Origin of the sequence: Streptomyces iranensis (genome assembly GCF_017874715.1) — a bacterium.
GTDB lineage: Bacteria > Actinomycetota > Actinomycetes > Streptomycetales > Streptomycetaceae > Streptomyces > Streptomyces iranensis.
Genome location: NZ_JAGGLR010000018.1, coordinates 14,111 through 40,514 on the forward strand (window position 1 = coordinate 14,111; position 26,404 = coordinate 40,514).

Below are 26,404 nucleotides of genomic sequence, written 5' to 3' on the forward strand. Positions count from 1 at the left end.
GCGAGATCCGCCGGACACGCCCTAATGGAGGTGGCATCCATGGCAGGCAAGTTCGAGATCTACGAGGACAAGCGCGGCAAGCACCGCTTCCGGCTGAAGGCGGGCAACGGCGAGATCATCGCGGTCGGCGAGGCCTATGAGTCCAAGTCCGCCGCGCAGAAGGGCGTCGAATCCGTCAAGAAGAACGCCCCGACTGCCGAGATCAAGGAGATTCCGACCGACAAGTCGGGGTGACCAGGCCGGACTCATAGGCCGCGATGACGAGTTGGGCGCGGTCGCGGGCGCCCAGCTTGCCCATGATGCGGCTGACATGGGTCTTGGTCGTGAGCGGCGAGAGGCCGAGGGTCTGCGCGGCCTCGGCGTTGTTGAGGCCCCGGGCGACGAGGGCGAGCACCTGCCGTTCGCGCTCGGAGAGCGCGGCCAGTGCGGCGGGCGCGGGAACGCCGGGCGGCGGGGCCTCCGGCAGGCGCAGGACGCGGGCGATGAGCCGGGCGGTGGGGCCGGGCGAGAGCAGGGACTCCCCCGCCGCCACGGTCCGTATGGCGTCGAGGAGTTCGGCCGGCCTGGTGTCCTTCACCAGGAAGCCGGACGCGCCCGCGCGCAGCGCCTCGACGATGTGCTCATCGGTGTCGTACGTCGTCAGCACGAGCACCTTGACCCCGGCGAGATCCTCGTCGGCGGCGATCCGGCGGGTGGCCTCGATGCCGTCGAGATCGGGCATCCGGATGTCCATGACCACTAGGTCCGCGCGGGCGGTGCGGGCCAGTTCGACGGCCTCGCGGCCGGTGCCCGCCTGCCCGACGACGTCCATGTCGCGCGCCGAGGAGACCAGCATGGCGAAGGCGGAGCGGACCAGCGTCTGGTCGTCCGCGAGCAGCACCCTGATCGGCGGATCCGGTGGCGTGGTCATGCGGTGGCCTCCCTGGGCGGTACGGCGGTCTGTCCGGTACTGGCGGCGGTGCCGGAGCCTGGACCGGTGCCGGTGCCGGTGCCGGAGCCGGAGCCTATGGCGGTACCGGTAGCGGTGCCGGTGCCCGTACGGCCGCCGGGCTGGCCGCCCCTCCCCCACGGCAGCGCGGCCCTGATCGCGAACCCGGGGCCGTCCTCGCGCGGTCCTGCGGACAGGGTGCCCGCGACGCTGCGGGCCCGCTCGCGCATGCCCACGATGCCGTAGCCCGTTTCGACGGACGCGGTAAGGGGCGGTTCCTCGCCCCCCGGGCCGTCGTCCACGGCGGCGACGCTCAGCTCCCCCTCGCCCCGTACGAGCGTGATCCGCACCCTCGTGCCGGGCGCGTGGCGAACGGCGTTGGTCAGGGCCTCCTGCACGATCCGGTACGCGGCGGCGCCCACGGCGGGCGACAGCTCGGACGCCTCCACGTCGACCGTAAGGTCCACGCGGACGCCCGCCGCCTCCGCCGCCGCGGCGAGGTCGGCGAGTCCGGCGAGCCCCGGCAGCGGCCCGATGTCCTCCTCGTCCGCGCGGTCGGCGTCGCCGCCCGCGCCGCCGCGGAGCACCTGGAGGGTGGCCCGGAGCTCGGCGCGGGCGTCCCGGCAGGTGTCGGCGATCGAGTCGAGCGCCGTGGCCATCGCCTCGCGGTCCAGCCGCTCGGGGTCGGCGATCAGGACATGCGCCGCGACGGAGGTCTGGACCCCGATGAGGGTGATGCTGTGCGCGAGCAGATCGTGCAGATCGCGGGCGATGCGCAGCCGCTCCTCGGCGACCCGCCGGGCCGCCTCGTCCTCGCGGGTCCGCTCGGCGCGTTCGGCCCGCTCCAGGATCGCGGCGATGTACTTGCGGTGGATGCGGACCGCCTCGCCGATCACCACGACCGACAGCACCCAGCCGGAGGTGCGCAGCATGTCGAGACCTGCGTGCGGCTTCCCGCTCAGGGCCATCACCGACACCATGATCGAGATCACGACGGTGACGGTGAGGAAGGACCGCAGCGGCGGGCCCATGACGGCGAGCGTGTAGACGGCGAGGAGCCCGGCCGGGACGACCGCGATGTGGACGTTGTCCATGGCGTGGTACGGCCCGACCATGAACACCACCGCCACGGTGACCACCATCGGGCTGTGCCGCCGCCCGATGAGCACCGTTGCGCCGGCGGCGAGCAGCGCCCAGCCGAACGCGTCCGGGCGGTGGCCGTTCCGGTCGGGGTTGAGCAGCGCCAGGAACACCTGGAGGACCAGCACCGCACCGGCGATCCGGGCGTCCACCCGCCGCCGCGCGCGGGCCTCCTCCGGGGCCTCGGCGGGGCGGGGGCCGTTGTGCAGGGCGCGCGACGCGGAGGCGATCGCGCGGTGGACGGCGGAGCGCGCGGCGGGGTGCCGGGCGTTGGCGGCACGCTCCGGCGGGGTGGTCGCGGAGTGGGTCGTAGGAGGTACGGGCACGGGCTCCATCCTCGGGGATCCGCCTCGGGCCGAGCCATAGGGCTGTATGCGTCCCATAGGACGGTACCGATCCCACAGGGCGGTACGGATCCCATAGGGCGGTACGGATCCGCAGAGCGGCCATAGAGCGGCCAGGGGGCGGCCTGGGGCGGTACGAAGGGTGTCCCGGACCGGCCGTCCCCTGTGCGGCCGGTCCGGGCTGAGGGACGGCGTCAGCCGCCGCGTACGGCCGGTTCCGGACGGGACCCGGCGGCGGGTCCGTCCTGGGCGTCCGGGGCCGGCGAGGCGGGCGTACGGCGGAAGAGGGCGCCCGGCCACCACACCCACCGCTTCAGCAGCAGGCTCGCCGACGTCACCAGGTACGTCCGCACGAGGAAGGTGTCGAGCAGCACGCCGACCGCCACCACGAACCCCATCTCGACCAGCATCACCATCGGCAGCGTGGCCAACACCGCGAAGGTCGCCGCCAGCACCAGACCGGCCGAGGCGATCACCCCGCCCGTCGTGCGCAGCGCGGTCACCGCCGCGTCCGGGACGTCCGCCCCGCGCAGCGACTCCTCCCGCATCCGGTGCATCAGGAAGATGCCGTAGTCCACGCCGAGGGCGACCAGGAAGACGAAGGAGAGCAGGGGCAGCCCGGGGTCGACCCCGGCGAAGCCGAAGACCGGGTCGAAGAAGAGCCCGCCGAGCCCCATCGCCGCGCCCCACACCGCCACCACTGCGGCTACGAGGATCAGCGGCGCGACGAAGCTGCGCAGCAGGGCGGCGAGGATCAGCAGTACGGCGATCAGCACCAGCGGGATGACCAGCATCCGGTCGCGGGCGTTGGTGTCCTTCAGATCGAGTTGCTGGGCGCTGGGTCCGCCGACCAGCGCGTCGGCGCCCTCGACCCGCACCAGACCGGAGCGCAGGGCGTGCAGCGCGGCCGTCTCCTCCGCCGACTGCGGGGCGCCCCGGGGGAAGACGTCGATCTCCGTCCAGCCGCCGCCGCTGCGCCCGGTGTCCGCCCGTACGACCCCCTCCGTGCCGCGCGCCCGCCGCAGCACCTCGTCCGCGCCCGCGGTGCGTGCCATCACGCTGATGGGCTGGCTGCTGCTGTCCGGATAGGCATCGGCGAGGGTCCGGGTGGCGGCCACCGACTCGGGCTTGTCGGTGAAGGTGTCCTCCTGCTTGAGGTTGCCGGGCAGATTGAGCACCCCGAGGGCGAGCACGCCCAGCAGCGCGGCACCGCCGAGGAGCACGGCACCGGGCCGGCGGCGGGCCGAGTCGCCCATCGCCTCGAAGAACCCGCGCCGGGTCGCCCGGGGTTCACTGCCGTAGACGGGGATCAGCGGCCAGAACACCCGGCGCCCCAGCAGCACCAGCACCGCGGGCAGCAGCGTCATCATCGCGGCCAGCGCGCAGATGACCCCGACCGCGCCGACCGGGCCCAGCCCGCTGCTGCTGTTGAGGTCGGCGGCGAGCAGACACAGCAGCCCGGCCGCCACGGTGCCGCTGGAGGCGAGCACGGCCGGACCGCAGCCGCGCAGGGCTTCGCGCATCGCGTCGTGCGGGGCGCGGTGGCGGCGCAACTCCTCGCGGTAGCGGGACACGATCAGCAGGGCGTAGTCGGTGCCCGCGCCGAAGACCAGCACCGTCATGATCGAGGAGCTCATGCTGGTGACGATGAGGTCGAACCCCTGGACGAGGCCGTAGACGATCGCCATCGCGGCCGTGGCGGCGACGCCGACCACCCCCAGCGGCACCAGCCACAGCAGCGGGCTGCGATAGGTGACGATCAGCAGCAGGGCGACCACCCCGGCGGTGGCGAACATCAGCGTGCCGTCGGTGGAGGCGAAGACCTCCTGCGAGTCGGCGCTGAGCGCCCCGGGACCGCCGACCTGGACGGTGAGGCCCTCGGGGTGGGAGGAGAGCTCGGCGCGGACGTCCTTGACGGCGTCGGCCCGCTCCTTCTCGTCCGTAAGGCCGGTGAGCGCCATGGGGTACATCACGGCCGTGCCGTCCTTGGACGGCACGGCGCGCGGCGCCGTACCGCCGACGAGGTCATGACGCCCCGCCACCTCGGCGACCCGCCCGCCGGCCGCCTTACGGTCGGCGTCGGTCAGCCCGCCGTCGCGGTGGAAGACGAGGACGAGGTCGATGGTGTCGCCACCGGGCAGCCGCTCCTGGAGCCGGGCCACCTGGGTGGAGTCGGCGCCCGCCGGGAGGTAGTCGACGGCCGTGTCCCGTTTGGCGCCCTCGAGCTTGCCCGCGAAGGGGACGGCGACGAGGAGCAGCAGCACCCAGCCCGCGATGACCGCCCAGGGCAGTGAGCGCCGCCGCTTGCCGCCGACCGCGGCGGATGGCGCCCCGGCCGCGCCGGGCGGCGACGCGTCCGGTTGAGGGGGATCGCTCGGGATCCCTGACGATGTCGTCTGCATGCCCCCAGGCTTCCGGCGCCAAGGCGCCGATACCTCGCGCCGACGACGGAAATGGCGGCTACTACGCCGGGGGCGAGGAGGGGGCGATTACTCCCGGGGGAGTACGGAGAGCGGACCGGAACCCTCCGCTCAGAACGCCGCCCGAGTGGCGGCCAGCAGGCGGGCCGTGTCGTCCGGACAGATCATCAGCGCCCGGCCGACCGTCTCCAGGACCGCGCGCTCGGCCGGGCGGTACGGGCCGTCGGCCACGGCGATCCGGGCGCCCTGGAGGAGGATGGCCTCCCGGCCGGTGGGGGCCAGATGCGGGGCCAGCGGCTCCAGGGCCTCGTGCAGCTCGATGGCCAGCGCCGTACCGCACGGGTCCAGGCCGTCCCGCTCGCCGCACGCGCCCGGCAGCCGCCCGGTGTCGGCGGCGAGGGCCTCGATGAGCGCGAGCAGCTGCTCCTCGCTGCAGTCGGCGAACCCGGCGGCGCGCACCGCGCCGACCGCGACCTGCCGGACCGCCGTCGCCTCGGTGCCGCCCGCGGCGAGGACCGCGAGGGCCACGGTGTGCACCGCGTCGCGGAGCATCGCGGAGAAGCGGGTCGTGGTGGGGTGGTCGAGCACCTCAGTGCCGTAGCGGCTGCCGCAGGCCGCGCATTCCACGATGGGCGCGACCGGTCCGCGCGGCAGCACCGGCAGGCCGAGCACCACGATGCGGCGACGGCCGGTACGGCGGCGGTAGTTGCGGTCACCTCCGCACTCGGGGCAGAAGAACTCACCATCGCCGACGGTCCGCCACAGAGTGCGCACGCCTACCACACACAGGTCCCGGTCACGGCGGGCTCGCCGGTGCACCACGTCACACCTCCATAACGCTTCGGCCACGTTGCCGCGTTGACGTGATGCTAGCCACATCCATGATGTGACGTCAGTACCCCGAACGGAGACAACAGGCCAAACCCGTGGCCCCGCCCACCTCGCGGGGTGAACGGGGCCCATGTGGGTGACCAGGTCAACGGGGTGATGAGCCCGTCCGGTCAGACCGGTGAAAGATCACCTACCCACCTGAAGGAAGTCCGAAGGATTCCGTAAGGATCACCGGCGAGCCCGGTTCACCGCGGAGACGACGGCCTTCAGGGAGGCGCGCACGATGTTGGCGTCGACCCCGACACCCCACAGCACCTGCCCGTCGATCGCGCACTCGATGTACGCGGCGGCCTGGGACGCGGCGCCCTCGCTCAGGGTGTGCTCGGAGTAGTCCAGCAGCCGTACGTCCACGTCAATCGCGGCCAGGGCGTCGAAGAAGGCCGCCAGCGGGCCGTTGCCGGTGCCGGTCAGCACCGTCTCGGCGCCGTCCACGACCGCCTCGACGGTGAGCGCGTCGGTGCCCTCGGTGGTGGTCGAGGTCTGCGCGCTGCGCAGCGAGATCCGGCCCCACCGGTTGTCCTCGGTCGGCAGGTACTCGTCCTGGAAGGCCGCCCAGATCTGGCCCGGGGTGACCTCGCCGCCCTCGGCGTCGGTCTTGGCCTGAATCGTCTTGGAGAACTCGATCTGCATCCTGCGCGGCAGGTCCAGGTTGTGGTCGTTCTTCAGGACATAGGCGATGCCGCCCTTGCCGGACTGGGAGTTCACCCGGATCACGGCCTCGTAGGAGCGGCCGACGTCCTTGGGGTCGATGGGCAGGTACGGGACGGCCCACTCGACCTCGTCCACCGTCTTGCCCTGCTCGGCCGCGCCGGCCTCCAGCGCCTCGAACCCCTTCTTGATGGCGTCCTGGTGGGAGCCGGAGAAGGCGGTGTAGACCAGATCGCCCGCGTAGGGGTGGCGCGGGTGGATCTCCATCTGGTTGCAGTACTCGGCGGTGCGGCGGATCTCGTCGATCTGCGAGAAGTCGATCTGCGGGTCGACGCCCTGGGAGAACAGGTTCATGCCCAGCGTCACCAGGTCGACATTGCCGGTGCGCTCGCCCTGGCCGAACAGACAGCCCTCGATGCGGTCCGCCCCGGCCATGATCGCCAGCTCGGCGGCGGCGACGGCGGTGCCGCGATCGTTGTGCGGATGCACCGACAGGCAGATGTGCTCGCGCCGGGACAGATGGCGCGACATCCACTCGAAGCGGTCCGCGTGGGTGGACGGGGTCGAGCGCTCGACGGTGGCCGGCAGATTCAGGATGATCTCGCGGCCCTCCTCGGGCTGCCAGACGTCCATGACGCCCTCGCAGACCTCCAGGGCGAAGTCCAGCTCGGTGTCGGTGAAGATCTCCGGGCTGTACTGGTAGCCGAAGACCGTGTCATCGCCGAGGATCTTGTCGGCGTACTCCACCACCAGCCGGGTGCCGTCCACCGCGATCTGCTTGACCTGCTCCCGGGTGCCGCGGAAGACGACACGGCGGAAGGTGGGGGCGGTGGCGTTGTACATGTGCACGGTGGCCTTGTGCGCCCCGCGCAGCGACTCCACGGTGCGCTCGATCAGCTCCTCGCGCGCCTGGGTGAGGACGGAGATCGTCACGTCCTCCGGGATCGCGCCCTCCTCGATGATCGACCGTACGAAGTCGAAGTCGGTCTGGCCGGAGGAGGGGAAGCCGACCTCGATCTCCTTGTAGCCCATGCGCACCAGCAGGTCGAACATCTCGCGCTTGCGGGCCGGGGACATCGGGTCGATCAGCGCCTGGTTGCCGTCCCGCAGATCGGTGGACAGCCAGCGCGGGGCGACGGTGATGCGGTTGTCCGGCCAGGTGCGGTCCGGGATGTCGACGGCCTCGTACGGGCCGTACTTGTGGATCGGCATCCCCGAGGGGCGCTGGGTGACGCTCGCGGCGGTGATGGGGGTGGGACGGCCGACGCCGTCACCGGAGGCCGCGGAGGTCTCGGAATGGCCGGGCGTATCGGAGTGAGTCATGGTGCGCGGGGCTCCTTGGATAGTCCGCTGTCCGCTGGACGAATCCGCTGTCGCGGAAGTCCTGGGGCGGCCGACGGGGCGTGAATCAGAGCAACGCCGAACTCCGCGGGGAGGGGGTCGGCCGTTCGACTACAGGCCCTCGCCGCGGCAGCTAAGAAGAAGCAGCCCGAAACGCATGATGGAGAGCAGCCTAACCGAGACGCGCGGGCACAGCGGACCCGTATCACTATGCGGACCGAAGCATGCGCTTCGAAGGAATACACATCTTCCACTCGATTTCAGCAATCATGACCGCAAGGCGTGACACGGGCATCACGCGATGCGACATTGCCAGCCATGGACGCCAATGCCAATGCCCGCCTTGCCCGCGGTCACCGCCACACCGCCTTCTGCCCGATCGTGCCGCCGCACGTCCTGGACAAGCTGTCCCATGCCGAGGACGCGTCGCTGGCCGATCCCGCCCGCCGCACGCTCGAGCACGACGCCCTGCAGCGCACCCGCCGCCGGATCACCACCGTGCGCGGCATCATCCCCGCCGCGCGGGCGGCCGCGCCCTCCGACAAGCCCCAGCGCACCATCTACGACGCCCAGCACAGGACCTCGCTGCCGGGCAGGAAGACGCGCGGCGAGGGCGACCAGGCGAGCGGGGACGACTCGGTGAACCGCGCGTACGACGGGCTCGGCGCGACCTTCGAGCTCTTCTTCAAGGCGTACGGCCGACGCTCGATCGACGACTCGGGGCTGCCGCTGAACGCGAGCGTCCACTACAGCGAGGGCTACAACAACGCCTTCTGGGACGGCGAGCAGATGGTCTTCGGCGACGGCGACGGCGAGGTCTTCAAGGACTTCACCATCCCGGTCGACGTGATGGCGCACGAGCTCACCCACGGCGTCACGCAGTACACCGCCAACCTCGAGTACTTCGGCCAGTCCGGGGCGCTCAACGAGTCGATGTCCGACGTCTTCGGCTCCCTGGTCAAACAGCATGTGCTCGGCCACGGCGCCGAGGAGGCCGACTGGCTGATCGGCGCGGGGCTGCTGACGGACCGGGTCACCGGGGTGGCCCTGCGCTCCATGAAGGCCCCGGGCACGGCGTACGACGACGACGTCCTGGGCAAGGACCCGCAGCCGGGCACGATGGACGACTACGTCCACACCTCACGTGACAACGGCGGCGTCCACATCAACTCCGGCATCCCCAACCACGCCTTCTACCTCGCCGCCACCGCCCTGGGCGGCAACGCCTGGGAGCGCGCCGGGCAGATCTGGTACGACGTGCTGACCGGCGGCGATCTGGCCTCCGACGCGGAGTTCGCCGACTTCGCCCAGCTCACGGTGGCCGCGGCGCACGCCCGGTACGGCGAGGGCGAGGAGCAGGCGGCGGTGCGGGAGGCATGGGCCGGGGTGGGCATCACCGATCTGCGGGCCCACGTGGGCGCGCGCTAGGGCACGCCATCGGGTAGTGATGGAGCCATGCGCATCACCGTCACCCGCACCGGCGGATTCGCCGGAATCGAGCGCCGGGCCGAGCTGGACACCACCGGCCGGCCCGACGCCACCCATCTGGACGCCCTGGCCCACCAGGCCGTCGAGACCGGCCACACCACGGCGCCCCGCGGCGTCCCCGACGGCTTCCAGTACGAGATCACCGTCGACGGCCGCACCACCCACGCCGCAGACCCCCAGCTGAGCGACGCCCAGCGGGAACTGATCCGGGCGGTGCTGAAGGAAGGCGCGTAAGGCCCGCGCGGCTGGGGCGCACGCGGGCTTCGGCGCACGCGGGCTTCGGCGCACGCGGGCTTCGGCGCACGCGGGCTTCGGCGCACGCGGGCCTCGGCGGATGCGCCGGGGCCCGCGCGCCAGGGTCAGAACCCGAGCTTCCGCAACTGCTTCGGATCACGCTGCCAATCCTTCGCCACCTTCACATGGAGGTCGAGAAAGACGGGCGTACCCAGCAGCGCCTCGAACCCCCTCCCCATGCCGCCCTCGCACTGCTCGGCCCCAGGGGCCTCCCAGGCTTCGCACGGCTGCGCCGGCCTCCGACCGGCGGCGGGACCCGGGCTCAGAACCCCAGCTTCCGCAACTGCTTGGGGTCGCGCTGCCAGTCCTTCGCCACCTTCACATGGAGGTCGAGAAAGACGGGCGTACCCAGCAGCGCCTCGATGTGCTTGCGGGACTTGGTGCCCACGTCCTTCAGCCGGCGGCCCTTGGGGCCGATGATGATGCCCTTCTGGCTGGGCCGCTCGATGTAGAGGTTGGCGTGGATGTCCAGGAGCGGCCGGTCCGCGGGGCGGCCCTCGCGGGGCAGCATCTCCTCCACCACCACCGCGATGGAGTGCGGCAGTTCGTCCCGTACGCCCTCCAGCGCGGCCTCCCGGATCAGCTCGGCCACCATGACCTGCTCGGGCTCATCCGTAAGGTCGCCCTCGGCGTAGAGCGTCGGGCCCTCGGGCAGCAGCGGGACCAGCAGATCCGCCAGCAGATCCACCTGCTGGTCGCCCTCCGCCGACACCGGGACGATCTCGGCCCACTCGATGCCCAGCTCCTTGCCGAGCCGGTCGACGGCGATCAGTTGCTGGGCCAGCTGCTCGGGCTCGACCAGGTCGGTCTTGGTGACGATCGCGACCTTGGGAGTCTTCTTGATCCCCGCGAGCTCGGTGGCGATGTAGCGGTCGCCGGGGCCCAGCTTCTGGTCGGCGGGCAGGCAGAAGCCGATGACGTCGACCTCGGCCCAGGTGGTGCGCACCACATCGTTGAGCCGCTCGCCGAGCAGGGTGCGCGGCTTGTGCAGACCGGGGGTGTCGACGAGCACCAGCTGGGCGTCGGGGCGGTGCACGATGCCGCGGACGGTGTGGCGGGTGGTCTGCGGGCGGTTCGAGGTGATCGCGACCTTCGTCCCCACCAGCGCGTTGGTCAGGGTCGACTTGCCCGCGTTGGGGCGGCCGACGAAGCAGGCGAAGCCCGAGCGGTGCGGGGTCTCCCGCTGCTCGGTCGGGGACGGGGAGGTACCGGCAGTCATGGCCCCCATTCTCCCCGATGCCCCGACCCGCTCGGACCAGCCGTCCCGGCCTCGTACGACCGCCGGGGGCGGGTGGGCCGGGTCAGGCGTCCAGCGTGGCCCGGAGGGCGCCGTCGGGGCCCGCCAGCAGCACCGGGGTCCCGGCCCCACCGAGGTCCCGGACGGCCGCGCGGTCCTCCTCCGAGGCGCTCTCCGCGTCGGTCACCACGGCCGCGGCCTCCAGGGACGTGGCACCGCTCGCCACGGCCATGGCGACGGCGGTCTGGAGGGCGCTCAGCTTCAGCGAGTCGAGGGCCACGGTCCCGGCGACATACGTACGCCCCGTCTCATCGCGGACGGCGGCGCCCTCCGGCACGGAGTTGCGGGCCCGCACGGAGCGGGCCAGCGTGATGATCTTGCGGTCTTCGGGGTCCAACTGCGCTGCTTCGCTCATGCCGATGAGCATATGCGGGGCGTTGACCGGCGGTGACGCCGGTGGGCACACGGCGGCCCGCGCCGGGCCGCGGTGCGGCGGCCCGGCGCGGGCGATACGCGGTTGTGCGGTTGTGCGGTTGTGCGGTTGTGCGGTTGTGCTCAGCCCCTTACGGGAGGAGCGGCGTCGGCTGGAAGGTCAGCGAGGCCGAACCCGACGACGGGCTCAGGCCCGGTGCGCCCGCGAAGGAGGCGGTGTACGTCGAGGCGGTGATCACCGTCGGCGGGACGGCGACGTTGCTGAGCGTCGCCGTGCCGCCGGCGTTGGTGACCGCGCTGCCCAGCGCGATCGGGCCCAGTACGGAGTTGGCGACGAAGGTGAGGGTCTGGCCGGGGATCGGGTTGTTCGACGCGTCCCTCAGCGTCGCGCTCAGGGTCGGGATGACGAACGTGCCGTTGATCCGCAGCCGGATGGTGGCCGAGTTGGCGGTCACGTTGGTCCCGGCCGGCGCCACGACCACGTTCTGGGTGATGGTCGGTGAGGTGGAACCGGCGAAGCAGGTGTCGCCGCCGTAGGTGGCGGTGACAGTGTGCGCCCCGGTGGTGAGGGTGTTGGTGCTGACGGTGGCCTGTCCCGCGCCGTTGAGCGTGCCGGTGAGGGTGGGTCCGCCGCTGATCACGAAGGTGACGGTCCCGGTCGGGGTGCCCGTCGCCGGCGGCACCGCGGTCACGGTGGCGGTGAAGGTCACGTTCTGGCCGGGGGTGGACGGGTTCGGCGAGGAGGTGAGCGTGGTCGTGGTGGCCGCCTGGCCGACGGTGACGGAGCCGGAGGCCGAGGAGCCCGCCACGCCCGTATTGCCCGCGTACGTGGCCGTCACCGCGTGCGTACCCACCGGAATGGCGCTGGTCGTCACACACGCCTGACCGCTGGCGTTCAGCGTTCCGGTCAGGGTCGGACCGCCCGCGATCGTGAACGTCACCGTCCCGGTCGGCGTGCACGTGCCGGGCGATGTCGTGGTCACCTGGGCGCACAGGGTCACCGGCTGGCCGCACACCGGGGAAGCGGGCGTGATCGTCAGCGCGGTCGTGGACGCGGCCTGGCCGACGGTGACGGAGCCGGAGGCCGAGGAGCCCGCCACGCCCGTATTGCCCGCGTACGTGGCCGTCACCGCGTGCGTACCCACCGGAATGGCACTGGTCGTCACACACGCCTGACCGGTCGCGTCGAGCGTCCCGGTCAGGGTCGGGCCACCCGCGATCGTGAACGTCACCGTCCCGGTCGGGGTGCAGGTGCTGGGCGCCGCGACCGTCACCTGGGCGCACAGGGTCACCGGCTGGCCGCACACCGGGGAAGCGGGCAGGAAGCTCAGGGTCGTGGTGGAGACGCCCTGGTTGACCGTGACAGACCCGGCGGCGTTCGACCCGGCGACGCCGGTGTCACCGGAGTAGGTGGCCGTCACCGCGTGGGTGCCGACCGGAATGGCGCTGGTCGTCACGCAGGCCTGGCCGGTCGCGTCGAGCGTTCCGGTCAGGGTCGGACCGCCCGCGATCGTGAAGGTGACCGTACCGGTCGGCGTACAGGTCCCCGGCGCTGTCGTGGTCACCTGCGCGCACAGGGTCACCGACTGGCCGCACGACGGTGAGGGGGGTGTGATGGTCAGCGTGGTCGTCGAGGACGCCTGATTCACCGTCAGGGGGAGGGTCGCCGTCGAGCCCATGACGCCCCCGTCACCCGGGTAGGTGATGGTCACGCTGTGCGTGCCGACCGGAATGGCGCTGGTCGTCACACACGCCTGACCCATCGCGTCCAGCATGCCCGTCAGGGTCGGACCACCGGAGACGGCGAACGTCACGTTCCCGGTGGGGACACATGTGCTCGGCGGCGCGACGCTCACGTCCGCGCAGATGGTCACCGGCTCACCGCAGACGGACGGGCTGGGCGAGATGTTCGCCGAGATACCCGAGACGCCCTGGCCCACGGTGATCGACGCCGTGCCGGTGGAGCTCGTGATGTCCGTGCTGCCCCCGTAGGTGGCGGTCACGGTGTACGACCCCGCGGTCAGGGCGCTGGTGGTCACGCACGCCTGGCCGCTCGCGTCCAGCGTGCCCGTCAGGGTCGGGCCGCCGGTGATCACGAAGGTCACCGTGCCGGTGGGCGTACAGGTGCTCGGCGGCACCACCGCCACCTGGGCGCAGATGGTGATCGCCTCACCGCAGACCGGCGCGGCCGGGGACACCGAGACCGTCGTCGTCGAGGCTCCCTGACCGACCGTGACCGAACCGGAATCGATCGAGTCCGCGACGTCCCCGGTGCCGACGTAGGTGGCCGTCACGGCATGGGTCCCCACCGGGATGGCGCTGGTGGTCACGCACGCCTGGCCGGTCGCGTCCAGCATGGCCGTGAGCGTCGGACCGCCGGCGACGGTGAACGTCACCGTGCCCGTCGGGGTGCAGGTGCCGGGCGCGACGACCGCCACCTGGGCGCACAGGGTCACCGTCTCACCGCAGACCGGCGAGGCGGGGGAGATGGTGAGGGTCGTGGTCGAGGCCGCCGGGTTGATGGTGAGCGGCGTCAAGGGCGAGTTGGACGGGGCGAAGTTGGTGTCGCCGTTGTAGAACGCGGCGACCTGGTGCGTGCCCACGCTCAGGGCGGGAACGGTGACGGAGGCGTTCCCGGACGCGTCGAGGGTCCCGGTCACCGTGGGCCCGTCCGCGCTGATGATGAAGGTGACCGTACCGGTGGGGGTGCCGCTGCCGGGGGGCGCCGCCGCCACACTGGCCGTCAGGGTCACGGTCTCGCCGCAAACGGGCGCGGGCGGGACGAAGGTGACGGTGGTGGTGGTCGGCGCCTGGTTGACCTGCTGGATGGTCGTGCCGAACGAATTGTCCAGAGGATCGCTGGAGTTGACGAAGTTCGCCGTGACCAGATGGGAGCCGACGGCGAGGGTGGAGTCGGTCACGCTCGCCGTGCCGGAGTCGGCCGCGGTCTGGGTCAGCGTCACGGGGCCGAGGGTCGGGCCTCCGGCGATGACGAAGGTCACGTCGCCCCACGGAGGGGTCCCGGCGGTGATGCCGGTGACGGTGGCGGTGTAGGTGACGGATTCGCCGAAGACGGAGGGATTCGGCGTGGAGGTCACCGTGGTGGTGGACATGGAAGCGGCCGCCCTTTCCTGAGCTCAGGGGGATGAGCCGCCCGGCTCCGCGCGACGCATGCCACGCGGAGCCATGGCCTCTGAGCGGGGGTGCCCATACGGCCGACCTGTCTACGTCAAAGCAGACAGGCCGACTGTCCCCCGACAGAGGTATGGGCGACCCACCAGTCGGTATCTGCAAGTAAGCGGGCGCCTACGCCAGATGGGCCAGGGAGCGGACGGCTATTCCACCCAGATGGCGCAGCGCGGGCCGCGCGTTGGCGATGCGCCGGCGCGACGGCCCGCTGTCTTGCGGGCGGGTGCCGCGCCCCGGCGCATGCGGCGGGAGCGGGGGGGCGGACCGGCCCGGAGCACAGTGTGACCCCGCCCACGGGGTGTGGACGGGGCCGCATCACGGCGTGCGCGGGGCCTACTCCGGCTCGGCCGCGGCGGTTTCACGGACCGGCTCGACCAGCACCGTGACGATGCGGTTGCGGCGGCCCGCCGGGGACTCGGCGGTCAGCCGCAACGCCTTGAGCGCGGGGTCCATACCGCCCTCGGGGACGTCCACCTCGGCCTTGGCGCCCGCGATCGGCACCCGGCCCAGCGCCTTGGCGAGCAGCCCGCCCACGGTCTCGACGTCCTCGTCCTCCAGATCCGTGCCGTACAGCTCCCCAAGGTCGCCCAGGGCGAGCCGGGCGGTCACCCGGTGGGTGCCGTCGCCGAGATCCTCGACGGGCGGCAGCTCGCGGTCGTACTCGTCGGTGATCTCGCCGACGATCTCCTCGAGGATGTCCTCGATGGTGACGATCCCCGCCGTACCGCCGTACTCGTCGATCACCACGGCCACGTGGTTGCGATCCTGCTGCATCTCGCGCAGCAGATCACCCGCGTTCTTGGTGTCCGGGACGAAGGCGGCGGGCCGCATCGCGGTGGAGACCAGCTCGGTCTCGGCCTCGCGGTTGATGTGCGTCTTGCGGACCAGGTCCTTGAGGTAGACGATCCCGACGATGTCGTCCTCGTTCTCCCCGGTGACCGGGATCCGGGAGAAGCCGGAGCGCAGGGCGAGGGTGAGGGCCTGCCGGATGGTCTTGAAGCGCTCGATGACCACGAGGTCGGTGCGCGGCACCATCACCTCGCGCACCAGGGTGTCGCCGAGCTCGAAGACGGAGTGGACCATGCGCCGCTCCTCGTCCTCGATCAGCGACTCCTGCTCGGCGAGGTCCACCAGGGCGCGCAGCTCGGCCTCGGAGGCGAACGGGCCCTTGCGGAAGCCCTTGCCGGGCGTGAGCGCGTTGCCGAGGAGGATCAGCAGCGGCGGGATGGGGCCCATGACCCGGGCCAGCGGGATCAGCACATAGGCGGCGACGGTCGCGGTGTTGAGCGGATGCTGGGCGCCGATGGTGCGCGGGGAGACCCCGACGGCCACGTACGACACCAGGACCATCACGCCGATCGCGACGGTCAGCGCCTTCCAGGTCTCGGGGAACTCGCGCAGGCTCGCGAACGTGACGACCGCGCCCGCCGCGACCTCGCAGGCGACCCGGACCAGCAGGGCCACATTGAGATAGCGGGTGGGGTCCTCGGCGACGAGCATCAGCTTGGCGCTGCCCCGGCGCCCGGAGCGCACGGCCTCCTCGGCGCGGAACCGGGTGGTGCGGGCGAGACCGGCCTCCGCGCAGGCCGCCAGCCAGGCCACCACGACCAGCAGGACGGCCGCGGTGACGAGCTGCGCGCTCATCGGTCGGTGGGGGCCGGGGAGGGGCCGGTGACGCCCTGCTCCGCGCGCCAGCCGTCGACGATGGCGGCCTGGAGGCCGAACATCTCGACGCGCTCGTCCGCCTCCTCGTGGTCATAGCCGAGGAGGTGGAGGACGCCGTGGACGGTGAGCAGCTGGAGCTCCTCGTCCATGGAGTGCCCGGTCGGCGCCTCCTCCCCCTGCTTCTTGGCCACTTCGGGGCAGAGCACGATGTCCCCGAGGAGGCCCTGCGGAGGATCCTCGTCGTCCTTGGCCGGCGGGCGCAGCTCGTCCATCGGGAAGGACATGACATCGGTCGGACCCGGCAGATCCATCCACTGAATGTGCAGCTGCTCCATGGCGTCGGCATCGACGACGATCACCGAGAGCTCGGAGAGCGGGTGGATACGCATCCGGGCGAGCGCGTAGCGGGCGATGTCCAGCACCGCCCGCTCGTCGATATCGGTACCGGATTCGTTGTTGACGTCGATCGCCATGGGGGTTCGCGGTTACTTTCCGTTGCGGCTGTCGTACTGGTCGTATGCGTCGACGATCCGGCCGACCAGCTTGTGACGGACCACGTCGGTGCTGGTGAGCATGGAGAAGTGAACATCCTCGACGCCGTCCAGGATCTCCCGCACCTGGCGCAGACCGCTCTTGGTCCCGCCGGGGAGGTCGATCTGGGTGATGTCGCCCGTGATCACTATCTGGGAGTCGAAGCCGAGCCGGGTGAGGAACATCTTCATCTGCTCGGGGTTCGTGTTCTGGGCCTCGTCGAGGATGATGAACGCGTCGTTGAGCGTACGGCCACGCATGTACGCCAGCGGCGCGACCTCGATCGTGCCCGCGGCCATCAGGCGCGGGATGGAGTCGGGGTCGAGCATGTCGTGCAGCGCGTCGTAGAGCGGCCGCAGATACGGGTCGATCTTCTCGTAGAGGGTGCCGGGCAGGAAGCCGAGCCGCTCCCCCGCCTCGACCGCCGGCCGGGTGAGGATGATCCGGTTGACCTGCTTGGACTGCAGTGCCTGGACCGCCTTGGCCATGGCGAGATAGGTCTTGCCGGTGCCCGCGGGGCCGATACCGAAGACGACCGTGTGCTTGTCGATGGCGTCGACATAGCGCTTCTGGTTGAGCGTCTTGGGACGGATGGTGCGGCCGCGGTTGGAGAGGATGTTCTGGGTGAGCACCTCGGCGGGCGTCTCCTGCACCCCGCTCTCGCCGTTCTCAGCCGCGCGCAGCATGGAGATCGAGCGCTCCACCGCATCCTCCGTCATCGGTTGACCGGTGCGGAGCACCAGCATCATCTCATCGAACAGACGCTGGACCAGGGCTACTTCCTTCGGATCCCCGGTGGCGCTGACTTCATTGCCCCGTACGTGAATATCGGTCGCCGGGAACGCGTTCTCGATCACACGGAGCAGCGCGTCACCGGATCCCAGGACCATCACCATGGGGTGCTTGTTCGGGACCGTGAACTGCGCATGCGCCTGCGGTGCTGTGGTTGGTTGCGTCATGGGCCGGCTCTCTGGCCTGCTTCTACCTCCCGATACAAGGGTTCTCGCCGCTCGACAACCTTGGGTTCCAAGGGTACGACGGAGCACCGACAACACCCGAGCCCTTTTACTCCTATCCGCTCATCGCCCCGCTCATCCGGGGCCTCCCGCGCCCCTTGATGATCCAGGGCCCGGGGCTCCAGCGCCAGGCCCGGACCGCGCCCGTGCCACCCCCGGCCCACGCCCCGCGCTACGCCTGGCGGAAACCGATCGTCGGGACGGCCCGGCGCAGCGGCCAGGGGCGGGCGGCGGCCGGGAGCAGCCGGTCGAGAAAGGCGTAGCGGCGCAGCGCGCGGGCGGGCTGGTCGTCGTAGGCGCGGGCGTGCTGCCACCAGGCGGCGATCTCGACCCAGCCGGGCGCCGACAGCGAGCCGCCGAACTCCTGCACCGACAGCGCGGCGGTCAGCCCCGCGAAGGCCAGCCGGTCGGCGAGCGGCCACCCGGCGAGCGTGCCGGTGACGAAACCGGCGACGAACACGTCCCCGGCCCCGGTCGGGTCCAGTGCCTCCACGGAGATCGCGGGCACCTCGGCGGTCTCGCCGGTGCGGCCGTCGACCGCGTACGCCCCCTCGGAGCCGAGCGTGACGACGGCCAGCGGGACCAGGTCGGACAGGGCTCGGGCGGCGGCGCGCGGGCAGTCGGTGCGGGTGTAGCGCATCGCCTCCTCGGCGTTGGGCAGGAAGGCCTCGCAGTGCTCCAGCTCGGCGAGGTCGGCCGGGTCCCAGCGGCCGGTGTCGTCCCAGCCGACGTCCGCGAAGATCCTGCTGCCGCGGCGGGCGGCCTCGGCGACCCACTCCTGGCCGCGGCCGGGCACCAAGGAGGCCACGGCGGCGCGGGCCGGGGGCGGGCTGCTGGGCGCGGGCTCCTCGGGCGGCGGGGCCTCATGCCCGTGGGAGACCATGGTCCGCTCCCCCTCGTAGGCCATGGAGACGGTCACCGGGGAGTGCCAGCCGGGGATCGTGCGGGACAGCGAGAGATCGATGCCCTCGCCGTGGTCCAGGGCGTCCCGGCAGTAATCCCCGTAGTGGTCGTCGCCGAAGGCGGCGGCGAGCGAGGTGCGCAGACCGAGCCGGGCCAGGGCGGTGGCCATGTTGGCGACGCCGCCGGGGCTCGAGCCCATGCCGCGGGCCCAGGACTCGGTGCCGCGGACCGGGGCGCTGTCAAGACCGGTGAAGATGATGTCCAGGAAGACCGTGCCGGTGAGGTAGACGTCGCAGTCCGCGTCGCCGGGGCGGCGCACGTCCGCGAGCGGGTCGAGCAGGTGGTAGCCCGCCGCCGTGAGCTTGCCGCCGTCGTGTGTCGTCACCGCGCTCTCCCAGGTCTTGCCGGTCCGCCTCCGCCGTCGGATGCAGGTGCGGCCAGTGTGCACGATGGCACCGACAACGGGCCGGGGTCGGCCCACCGTCACCCTCGGCGGTCATCGGTCCCGGCGGCCCCGCCAGGGCGCCCTCAGCGCCGTTTGGGCAGCGCCACCGTCATCAGGTCCTGGGCGACCGTGAGCTCCCCGTCGAACCCCGCGTCCCGCGCCTGGCGCTCGAATTCGGAAGGGTCGCCGTAGCGCTGCGAGAAGTGCGTCAGCACCAGGTGCCGCACCCCGGCCCCGGCGGCGAGCCGGGCGGCCTGCCCGGCGGTCAGATGCCCGTACTCGACGGCCAGGGCCTCCTCCTCGTCCAGGAAGGTCGACTCGATGACCAGCAGATCGCACCCCTGTGCCAGGGCATCGGCGCCGTCGCACAGCCGGGTGTCCATGATGAACGCGAAGCGCTGCCCCCGGCGCACCTCGCTGACCTCCTCGAGCGCCACCGTGCGCCCCTCGGTCTCCAGCACCCGATCCCGCTGGAGCCTGCCGATCTCCGGGCCGCGGACGCCGAGCGCGGCGAGCCGCTCGGGCAGCATCCTGCGGCCGTCCGGTTCGATCAGCCGGTAGCCGTAGGACTCGACGGGGTGCGAGAGCCGGACGGCCTCCAGCGTGTACGCGGGGGTGCGGGCCAGCACCGCGCCGTCACCGGCGACCGGCTCCTCGGTCAGCGCCACCGTCTCGCGGTAGGCGGTCGCGTAGCGCAGCCGGTCGAAGAACCGCTGTCCGCTCGCCGGGTAGTGGGCGGTCACCCGGTGCGGCACCCGGTCGAGGTTGATCCGCTGGATCACCCCGGCCAGGCCCAGGGAGTGGTCCCCGTGGAAGTGCGTGACACAGATCCGGTCGATGTCATGGGCGGCGACCCCGGCCCTCACCATCTGGCGCTGGGTGCCCTCGCCGGGGTCGAACAGCAGGCCATCGCCGTCCCAGCGCAGCAGATAGCCGTTGTGGTTGCGATGCCGGGTCGGCACCTGGCTGGCAGTGCCGAGGACGATCAGTTCCCGCGCGGACAAGGGTTATCCGGGGGGCCAGTTGAGCCCGCGGCCGCCCAGGACGTGGGCATGCGCGTGGAAGACGGTCTGACCGGCGCCGGAGCCGGTGTTGAACACCACGCGGTAGCCCGTTTCGTCGAGCTTCTCATCCGCGGCGACCGCGCCCGCCTCGCGCAGCACATCCGCGGTGACCTGCGGGTCGGCCGCCGCGAGGGAGGCGGCGTCCGGGTGGTGCGCCTTGGGGATCACCAGGACGTGCGTGGGCGCCTGGGGGTTTATGTCGCGGAAGGCGACGGTGGTGTCCGTCTCGCGGACGACGGTGGCCGGCACCTCCCCCGACACAATCTTGCAGAACAGGCAATCGGCCTGCGGTTCTCCCGCCACCGGTGGCTCCTCACGGATCGTCGGCACGTACGGTCCGGATGGTACCGGGAGGGCCTGCCGACGGAAGCGATCGCGGGCTATTCGCTCCGACCGCCGCCCCCGGTGCCGCCCTTACCGTCCCCACCGGCGTCGTCATCGGCACCGACCTGGCCGGGGCCGCCCTCGGTGGACGGGTGCTCCCAGGGGTGACTGCGGGTCGGCTCGGGAGCCTCCGTGGTCCGGTGCTCCCAAGGGTGGCTGCGGGTCGGCTCGGGGGCCTCGGTCGTCCGGTGCTCCCAGGGAGGGCTGCGGGTCGGCTCCGGGGCCTCCGTGGTCCGGTGCTCCCAGGGGGGACTGCGGGTCGGCCGGGGGCTCTCGGTGTCCCGGCCACCGCCCTGGCACTCCCCGATCACATGCGCCTCGAAGACCTTCCGGCCGTCCACCTGCCCGGTCAAGTCGCCCCGGACACAGTGGTCCTCACGGACGTAGGTGACCCGGCCCCTGATCCTGACGTCCTTGTCGTTGTCGGTCCTGCCGTGGCAGTCCACCCGTGCGTCGGTCTCCCCGGACCGCTCGCTCCGCGAGGGCGAGGCCGAAGCGGCACCCGCCGTACGGCCGTGCCTGAACTCGGCGTTGCAGCTCATCCAGCGGACGCCGACACCGCCCCGCTCCAGCGCCTCGGTGGCGACCTGGTCCGTGGTGATCGCGACCGTCACGGAGCTGATGCCGCCGCCGGTCGGCTCACATGCCGTCACCGCGACCGCCGCCGCGCCGACCGCCGCGACGGCGAAGAGCGTCCGTCCCCGCCTTGTCCGCCGTGCCCGTCTTGCCCGCCTTGCCCGTCGTGCCTGCCTTGTCTGGCTCAATACCCCCATAGGGGGTAGGTTCCCATCGGCAGGCGCGAACCGGAAGGCCGTCCTCGGCCAGGTGCGGGCGTGCCCGGCGAGGGCCCTCGGAGGGGCCTCTCACCCCCAGCGACCCGTGCGCCCGAGCAACAGCGCGGCGGCCGCCGTTCCCGCCGTGGAGGTGCGCAGCACGCTCGGGCCCAGCCGGTACGGCCGCGCGCCCGCCTCGGCGAAGGCCGCCAACTCCTCGGGGGACACTCCCCCTTCGGGCCCGACGACCAGCACGATCTCGCCACTGGCGGGCAGTTGAGCCGTCGCGAGCGGTTCCCCGCCCTCCTCGTGGAGCACAGCGGCGAATTGGGCTTCGGCGAGAAGCCGGGCAACCTGCCGGGTCGTCATCGCGTCCGTGACCTCGGGGAAGGTCAGTCGACGGGACTGCTTGCCCGCCTCGCGCGCGGTCGACCGCCACTTGCCGAGCGCCTTGAGGCCGCGCTCGCCCTTCCACTGGGTGATGCAGCGGGCGGCCGACCACGGGACGACGGCGTCCACGCCGGTCTCCGTCATGGTCTCCACCGCCAGCTCGCCCCGGTCGCCCTTGGGCAGCGCCTGGACGACGGTGATCCTCGGGTCCGGGGCGGTCTCCCGGCGCACCTCGTCCACCACGACCTCGAGCCGGTCCTTGCCCTCGACGGCCGCCACGGTGCCCTGGACGCCCGTACCGTGCCCGTCCGTCAGCACCACCGGCTCACCGATGCGCAGCCGCCTTACGGACACCGCGTGGCGCCCCTCCGGGCCCTCCAGCCGGACCCGGGCCCCCGCGACCGCCCCCGCCAGGGAGTCGGCCACGAACACCGGGGCGGTCACGACACCGCACCCCACTGGGGCTGAAAGCCCAACGCGGCCCGTGCCGCGTCGAGTTCCACCGCGAGCGTCTCCACCAGCCGCGTGGCGGGCAGGTCACGCGCCAGCCGGTGCCCCTGCCCGGCCCACAGCGCCATCCCCTGGGGGTCGCCCGCCTTCGCGGCCGCCTTACGGAGGCCGGAGGTCATGTGGTGCAGCTGGGGGTAGACGGCGGGCGCGTACGGGCCGTGCTCGCGCATGAAGCGGTTGACCAGGCCCCGGGCCGGGCGCCCGGAGAAGGCGCGGGTCAGCTCGGTGCGGCCGAACAGCGGATCCGTCATCGCCTGCTTGTGCAGGGCGTTCGCCCCGGACTCGGGGCACACCAGGAACGCGGTCCCCAGCTGGGCCGCGACCGCGCCCGCGGCCAGCGCGGCGGCGATCTGCGAACCCCGCATGATCCCGCCCGCCGCGATGATCGGGATCTGGACGTACTCACGGACCAGCGTGATCAGCGACAGCAGCCCCAGCCCGACGCCCATCCCGTCCGCGGCCGGGTCATTGCTGTACGTGCCCTGGTGGCCGCCGGCCTCCACGCCCTGCACACAGACGGCGTCGGCGCCCGCCCACTGGGCGGTCTGCGCCTCGACGGGCGAGGTCACGGTCACGACGGTACGGGTGCCGACCCTGGCGAGGGCGTCGAGGACGGCGCGGGTCGGGCAGCCGAAGGTGAACGAGACGACCGGGACCGGGTTGTCGAGGAGCACGGCGAGCTTGGCGTCGTACGCGTCGTCCGAGCCCGACTCCGGGTCGCCCAGCGAGGTCTCGTACCAGGCGGCCTCGCCCGCGAGCCGCTCGCCGTAGGCCGCCACGGCGGCCGGGTCGGGATTGGGCGGCTGCGGCATGAACAGATTCATGCCGAAGGGCCGGTTGGTCAGCCCCCGCAGCTGTTTGATCTCCTCATACATCGCCTCCGGCGTCTTGTAGCCGGCGGCGAGGAAACCGAGGCCACCGGCCTCGGAGACAGTGGCGGCGAGCTGCGGGCAGGAGGCTCCACCCGCCATCGGCGCCTGCACGATCGGGTACCGGTAAAGATCGGTCAGCGCGGAGGACATGGCCACATCGTGTCATGCCCTCCGCACCGGCTCACCACCGGATCAAGGGCGCCGCGAGCCGGGGCGAAGCCGCACATCGACACAGCCCCGCGCCCCTTCGGGGCCCGCCCGAACCGTAGCGGACTTCCTCCGGTCTGCTCAGCGCCCGTTGAACGCATCCTTCAGCCGCGAGAACAGCCCCTGCTGCCCCGGCTTGCCGCACTCCCCCGGGGGCCAACCCCCGTACCCCCGGCCGAAGCGCCTACCGCCCGTTGAACGCATCCTTCAGCCGCGAGAACAGCCCTTGCTGCCCCGGCTTGAACTCGCCGATCGGGCGCTCCTCGCCGCGCAGCTTGGACAGCCGCCGCAGCAGCTCCTCCTGCTCCGGGTCCAGCTTGGTCGGAGTGGTCACCTCGACGTGCACGATCAGGTCGCCCCGGCCGCCGCCCCGCAGATGGGTGACGCCGCGCTGGTGCAGCGGGATCGACTGGCCGGACTGGGTGCCGGGCCGGATGTCGACCTCCTCCAGGCCGTCCAGCGTCTCCAGCGGCACCTTGGTGCCCAGCGCCCCCGCCGTCATCGGGATGGTCACCGTGCAGTGCATATCGTCGCCGCGCCGCTGGAAGACCGGATGCGGGAGCTCATGGATCTCCACGTAGAGGTCGCCCGCCGGGCCGCCGCCCGGTCCGACCTCGCCCTCACCGGCCAGCTGGATCCTGGTGCCGTTGTCCACACCGGCGGGGATCTTCACCGTAAGGGTGCGCCGCGAGCGGATCCGGCCGTCGCCCGCGCACTCCGGGCACGGGGTCGGCACCACGGTGCCGAAGCCCTGGCACTGGGGGCACGGCCGCGAGGTCATGACCTGGCCCAGGAAGGACCGCGTCACCTGGGAGACCTCACCGCGACCACGGCACATGTCACAGGTCTGCGCCGAGGTGCCCGGCGCCGCGCCCTCGCCGCTGCACGTCGTGCAGACGACCGCGGTGTCGACCTGGATGTCCTTGGTGGTCCCGAACGCGGCCTCGCTGAGCTCCACGTCCAGCCGGATCATCGCGTCCTGACCACGCCGGGTCCTGGAGCGAGGACCGCGCTGCGAGGCGGTGCCGAAGAACGCGTCCATGATGTCGGAGAAGTTGCCGAAACCCGCGCCGAAGCCACCGGCGCCACCGCCGCCCGGCCCGGCGTTCGGGTCCCCGCCCAGGTCGTAGACCTGCTTCTTCTGCGGGTCCGACAAGACCTCATAAGCGGCGTTGATCTCCTTGAACCGCTCCTGGGTCTTCGGATCCGGGTTCACGTCCGGATGCAGCTCGCGGGCGAGCCGCCGGAATGCCTTCTTGATCTGGTCCTGCGAGGCATCACGGGGCACGCCCAGGACTGCGTAGTAGTCCGTCGCCACTTACGACTCCGCCAGGATCTGTCCGACGTAACGTGCCACTGCGCGTACCGCTCCCATCGTTCCGGGGTAGTCCATGCGGGTCGGTCCGACCACGCCGAGTTTGGCGACCGCCTCGTCGCCGGAACCGTAGCCGACCGCGACGACCGAGGTGGCAGTGAGCCCCTCGTGAACATTCTCATGCCCGATCCGCACGGTCATACCCGAGTCCTTGGCCTCGCCCAGCAGCTTGAGGAGGACGACCTGCTCCTCGAGTGCTTCCAGAACGGGCCGGATCGTCAGGGGGAAATCATGCACGAAACGCGTGAGGTTCGCGGTGCCGCCGATCATCAGCCGCTCCTCGGTCTCCTCCACGAGCGTCTCGAGCAAGGTCGCCAGTACGGTCGAGACGGTCCCCCGGTCCTCCTGTTCGAAGGACTCCGGAAGATCCTGCACCAACTGCGGCACATCCGCGAAACGCCGCCCCACGACCCGGCTGTTGAGCCGGGCGCGCAGATCGGCGAGCGAATCCTCGGTGACCGGGGTGGGGCAGTCGACCATGCGCTGCTCCACCCGGCCGGTGTCGGTGATCAGCACCAGCATCACCCGGGCCGGGGCCAGCGGGAGCAGCTCCACATGGCGCACCGTCGAACGGGTCAGTGACGGATACTGCACCACCGCCACCTGCCGGGTCAGCTGCGCCAGCAACCGGACCGTGCGCCCCACCACGTCGTCGAGGTCGACCGCACCGTCCAGGAAGTTCTGAATGGCCCGCCGCTCCGGGCTGGACATCGGCTTGACTCCGGCCAGCTTGTCCACGAAGAGGCGGTAGCCCTTGTCCGTCGGGATCCGCCCGGCGCTCGTATGCGGCTGGGCGATGAAGCCCTCGTCCTCAAGAGCGGCCATGTCGTTACGCACGGTGGCCGGGGAGACCCCCAGCCGGTGCCGCTCGGTGAGCGCCTTGGAGCCGACCGGCTCCTCCGTCCCCACATAGTCCTGGACAATGGCACGCAGCACCTCGAGTCTGCGTTCGCTGAGCACCCCGCGCACCTCCAGTCCAGCGGTCTCATCAGGTCGTCCGCCTGGCACTCACCGGGCACGAGTGCCAGAGCCCCTCCGCCAGTGTACGGCGGGGTGCGGTGGCATGGGCAAGAGCCGCCGCTGGCAGCAACTCTCCCCCATCCCCGTTGAGCTAGCGTCGCGGTATGGAGACGTGTTGGGAAGAGGCAGGCTGGGAGCGACTCGCGCCCGGTGTGGCCCGCCGTCGGATGCCGGAGTGGGACGAGACGGTCGGCGTGGTCGTCGGACGGGCCGACATCCTCGTCGTGGACACCGGCGCGACCCTGCGCGCCGGGGCCGAGCTGCGCTCCGGGATCACCCGGCTGACCGGCCGCCGCCCCACCCGGATCGCGCTCACCCATCCGCACTTCGACCACGTCCTGGGCGCGGCCGCCTTCGCGGGCTGCGAGGTCTACGGGGCCACGGGACTGGACGAGCTGCTGCGCCGTGAGCGGGAGACGCTGCGCGAGGACGCGATCCGCCACGGGGTGGACCGGGACGCCGCCACCGAGGCCGTGGACCATCTGGCCTCCCCGCACCACCTGGTCTGCGGGGAGCTCACCCTCGACCTCGGCGGCCGTACGGTGCTGCTCGCCAATGTGGGGCCCGGCCACACCGCCCATGATCTGGCCGTCCTGGTGCCCGGCCGGCCCGAGGTGGTCTTCTGCGGCGATCTGGTGGAGGAGTCCGGCACGCCCCAGGCCGGGCCCGACGCGATCCCCGGCCACTGGCCCGCCGCCCTCGACCGGCTGCTCGCCCTCGGCGGCGCGGACGCGAGGTACGTCCCGGGGCACGGCTCCGTGGTGGACGCCGCGTTCGTACGGGCCCAACGCGACGAACTGGCCGCCCGCTTCGGCGTGTCCGGCTAACCGTCGCTCTAGTCGTTCGCCTAGTCGCTCGCGCGGTTGTGCGCCTGCGGGAGCGGGTGGCCGTCGCACG

General features: G+C 72.0%; 23 protein-coding genes and 1 pseudogene. 4 read left to right on the plus strand and 20 right to left on the minus strand.

Translation table 11 applies throughout. From position 1 onward, the window contains the following. Positions 1-39: 39 nt before the first annotated feature. Positions 40-234 carry a YegP family protein gene (locus J2Z30_RS30310; RefSeq protein ID WP_044581945.1) on the plus strand — a complete coding sequence of 65 codons (195 nt, stop codon included), beginning with the start codon at positions 40-42 and terminating at the stop codon, positions 232-234. Here J2Z30_RS30310 and J2Z30_RS30315 read toward each other — a convergent pair. The 5 genes from J2Z30_RS30315 to leuA all read right to left on the minus strand — a co-directional run bounded on the left by J2Z30_RS30315 (position 203) and on the right by leuA (position 7,694). Continuing rightward, positions 203-910 (minus strand): response regulator transcription factor, encoded by a 708-nt coding sequence (locus J2Z30_RS30315; RefSeq protein WP_020871404.1) that lies wholly within the window; start codon positions 908-910, stop codon positions 203-205. The genes J2Z30_RS30310 and J2Z30_RS30315 overlap by 32 nt on opposite strands. Then, positions 907-2,403: a sensor histidine kinase gene (locus tag J2Z30_RS30320; protein WP_078956892.1), complete on the minus strand. Its 1,497-nt coding sequence runs from the start codon at positions 2,401-2,403 to the stop codon at positions 907-909. Before J2Z30_RS30320 ends, J2Z30_RS30315 begins: the two co-directional genes overlap by 4 nt. Positions 2,404-2,606: 203 nt before the next feature. Next, positions 2,607-4,814: an MMPL family transporter gene (locus J2Z30_RS30325; protein WP_107073361.1), complete on the minus strand. Its 2,208-nt coding sequence runs from the start codon at positions 4,812-4,814 to the stop codon at positions 2,607-2,609. A gap of 129 nt (positions 4,815-4,943) precedes the next feature. After that, positions 4,944-5,654: a TerB family tellurite resistance protein gene (locus J2Z30_RS30330; RefSeq protein WP_044575485.1), complete on the minus strand. Its 711-nt coding sequence runs from the start codon at positions 5,652-5,654 to the stop codon at positions 4,944-4,946. 237 nt (positions 5,655-5,891) lie between these two features. Then, entirely contained in the window at positions 5,892-7,694 is a 1,803-nt protein-coding gene (leuA, locus tag J2Z30_RS30335; protein ID WP_044575483.1) for a 2-isopropylmalate synthase, read from the minus strand. Between the two features lie 336 nt (positions 7,695-8,030). Between leuA and J2Z30_RS30340 the strand changes: the two genes are divergently transcribed. Both J2Z30_RS30340 and J2Z30_RS30345 read left to right on the plus strand, forming a co-directional pair. Beyond that, positions 8,031-9,140, plus strand: a complete 1,110-nt coding sequence (locus tag J2Z30_RS30340) for a M4 family metallopeptidase (RefSeq protein ID WP_044575480.1) — start codon at positions 8,031-8,033, stop codon at positions 9,138-9,140. 27 nt (positions 9,141-9,167) lie between these two features. Continuing rightward, positions 9,168-9,434, plus strand: a complete 267-nt coding sequence (locus J2Z30_RS30345) for a protealysin inhibitor emfourin (protein WP_044575476.1) — start codon at positions 9,168-9,170, stop codon at positions 9,432-9,434. A gap of 125 nt (positions 9,435-9,559) precedes the next feature. Here the strand turns inward: J2Z30_RS30345 and J2Z30_RS30350 are convergent. The 15 genes and pseudogenes from J2Z30_RS30350 to hrcA all read right to left on the minus strand — a co-directional run. Next, a pseudogene (locus J2Z30_RS30350) lies at positions 9,560-9,658 on the minus strand (GTPase Era); the annotation flags it as partial. Between the two features lie 98 nt (positions 9,659-9,756). Beyond that, entirely contained in the window at positions 9,757-10,713 is a 957-nt protein-coding gene (gene era, locus J2Z30_RS30355; protein WP_107073360.1) for a GTPase Era, read from the minus strand. An 82-nt stretch (positions 10,714-10,795) separates the two neighbouring features. Continuing rightward, positions 10,796-11,146: a cytidine deaminase-like protein gene (locus tag J2Z30_RS30360; protein WP_037946269.1), complete on the minus strand. Its 351-nt coding sequence runs from the start codon at positions 11,144-11,146 to the stop codon at positions 10,796-10,798. 148 nt (positions 11,147-11,294) lie between these two features. Then, complete coding sequence (locus tag J2Z30_RS30365) at positions 11,295-14,276, minus strand: beta strand repeat-containing protein (protein ID WP_044575472.1); 2,982 nt, start codon at positions 14,274-14,276, stop codon at positions 11,295-11,297. Between the two features lie 409 nt (positions 14,277-14,685). Further along, a complete protein-coding gene (locus tag J2Z30_RS30370; RefSeq protein WP_044575470.1) occupies positions 14,686-15,996 on the minus strand; it encodes a hemolysin family protein in 1,311 nt (436 codons plus the stop codon). After that, complete coding sequence (gene ybeY, locus J2Z30_RS30375; RefSeq protein WP_044575469.1) at positions 15,993-16,490, minus strand: rRNA maturation RNase YbeY; 498 nt, start codon at positions 16,488-16,490, stop codon at positions 15,993-15,995. The genes J2Z30_RS30370 and ybeY overlap by 4 nt, the downstream gene beginning before the upstream one ends. A 12-nt stretch (positions 16,491-16,502) precedes the next feature. Next, positions 16,503-17,507 carry a PhoH family protein gene (locus J2Z30_RS30380; protein ID WP_052701589.1) on the minus strand — a complete coding sequence of 335 codons (1,005 nt, stop codon included), beginning with the start codon at positions 17,505-17,507 and terminating at the stop codon, positions 16,503-16,505. Between the two features lie 229 nt (positions 17,508-17,736). Beyond that, complete coding sequence (locus tag J2Z30_RS30385; protein WP_078956891.1) at positions 17,737-18,852, minus strand: carbohydrate kinase family protein; 1,116 nt, start codon at positions 18,850-18,852, stop codon at positions 17,737-17,739. A gap of 143 nt (positions 18,853-18,995) precedes the next feature. Continuing rightward, positions 18,996-19,916 carry a ribonuclease Z gene (locus J2Z30_RS30390; protein WP_044575465.1) on the minus strand — a complete coding sequence of 307 codons (921 nt, stop codon included), beginning with the start codon at positions 19,914-19,916 and terminating at the stop codon, positions 18,996-18,998. A gap of 3 nt (positions 19,917-19,919) precedes the next feature. Beyond that, the gene (locus J2Z30_RS30395; RefSeq protein WP_020871390.1) at positions 19,920-20,279 is read right to left on the minus strand and encodes a histidine triad nucleotide-binding protein; all 360 of its coding nucleotides are present in this window, start codon (positions 20,277-20,279) and stop codon (positions 19,920-19,922) included. 77 nt (positions 20,280-20,356) lie between these two features. After that, positions 20,357-21,013, minus strand: coding sequence for a hypothetical protein (locus J2Z30_RS30400; RefSeq protein WP_052701588.1), 657 nt, complete (start codon positions 21,011-21,013; stop codon positions 20,357-20,359). A 210-nt stretch (positions 21,014-21,223) separates the two neighbouring features. Next, positions 21,224-21,967 carry a 16S rRNA (uracil(1498)-N(3))-methyltransferase gene (locus J2Z30_RS30405; RefSeq protein ID WP_044575463.1) on the minus strand — a complete coding sequence of 248 codons (744 nt, stop codon included), beginning with the start codon at positions 21,965-21,967 and terminating at the stop codon, positions 21,224-21,226. Beyond that, complete coding sequence (locus J2Z30_RS30410; protein ID WP_044575461.1) at positions 21,964-23,055, minus strand: nitronate monooxygenase; 1,092 nt, start codon at positions 23,053-23,055, stop codon at positions 21,964-21,966. Before J2Z30_RS30410 ends, J2Z30_RS30405 begins: the two co-directional genes overlap by 4 nt. Positions 23,056-23,296: 241 nt before the next feature. After that, entirely contained in the window at positions 23,297-24,430 is a 1,134-nt protein-coding gene (gene dnaJ, locus J2Z30_RS30415; RefSeq protein WP_044575459.1) for a molecular chaperone DnaJ, read from the minus strand. Next, complete coding sequence (gene hrcA, locus J2Z30_RS30420) at positions 24,431-25,447, minus strand: heat-inducible transcriptional repressor HrcA (protein ID WP_044575456.1); 1,017 nt, start codon at positions 25,445-25,447, stop codon at positions 24,431-24,433. It lies immediately after the preceding gene. A gap of 164 nt (positions 25,448-25,611) precedes the next feature. Between hrcA and J2Z30_RS30425 the strand changes: the two genes are divergently transcribed. Next, complete coding sequence (locus J2Z30_RS30425; RefSeq protein WP_044575454.1) at positions 25,612-26,334, plus strand: MBL fold metallo-hydrolase; 723 nt, start codon at positions 25,612-25,614, stop codon at positions 26,332-26,334. Positions 26,335-26,404 lie beyond the last annotated feature (70 nt).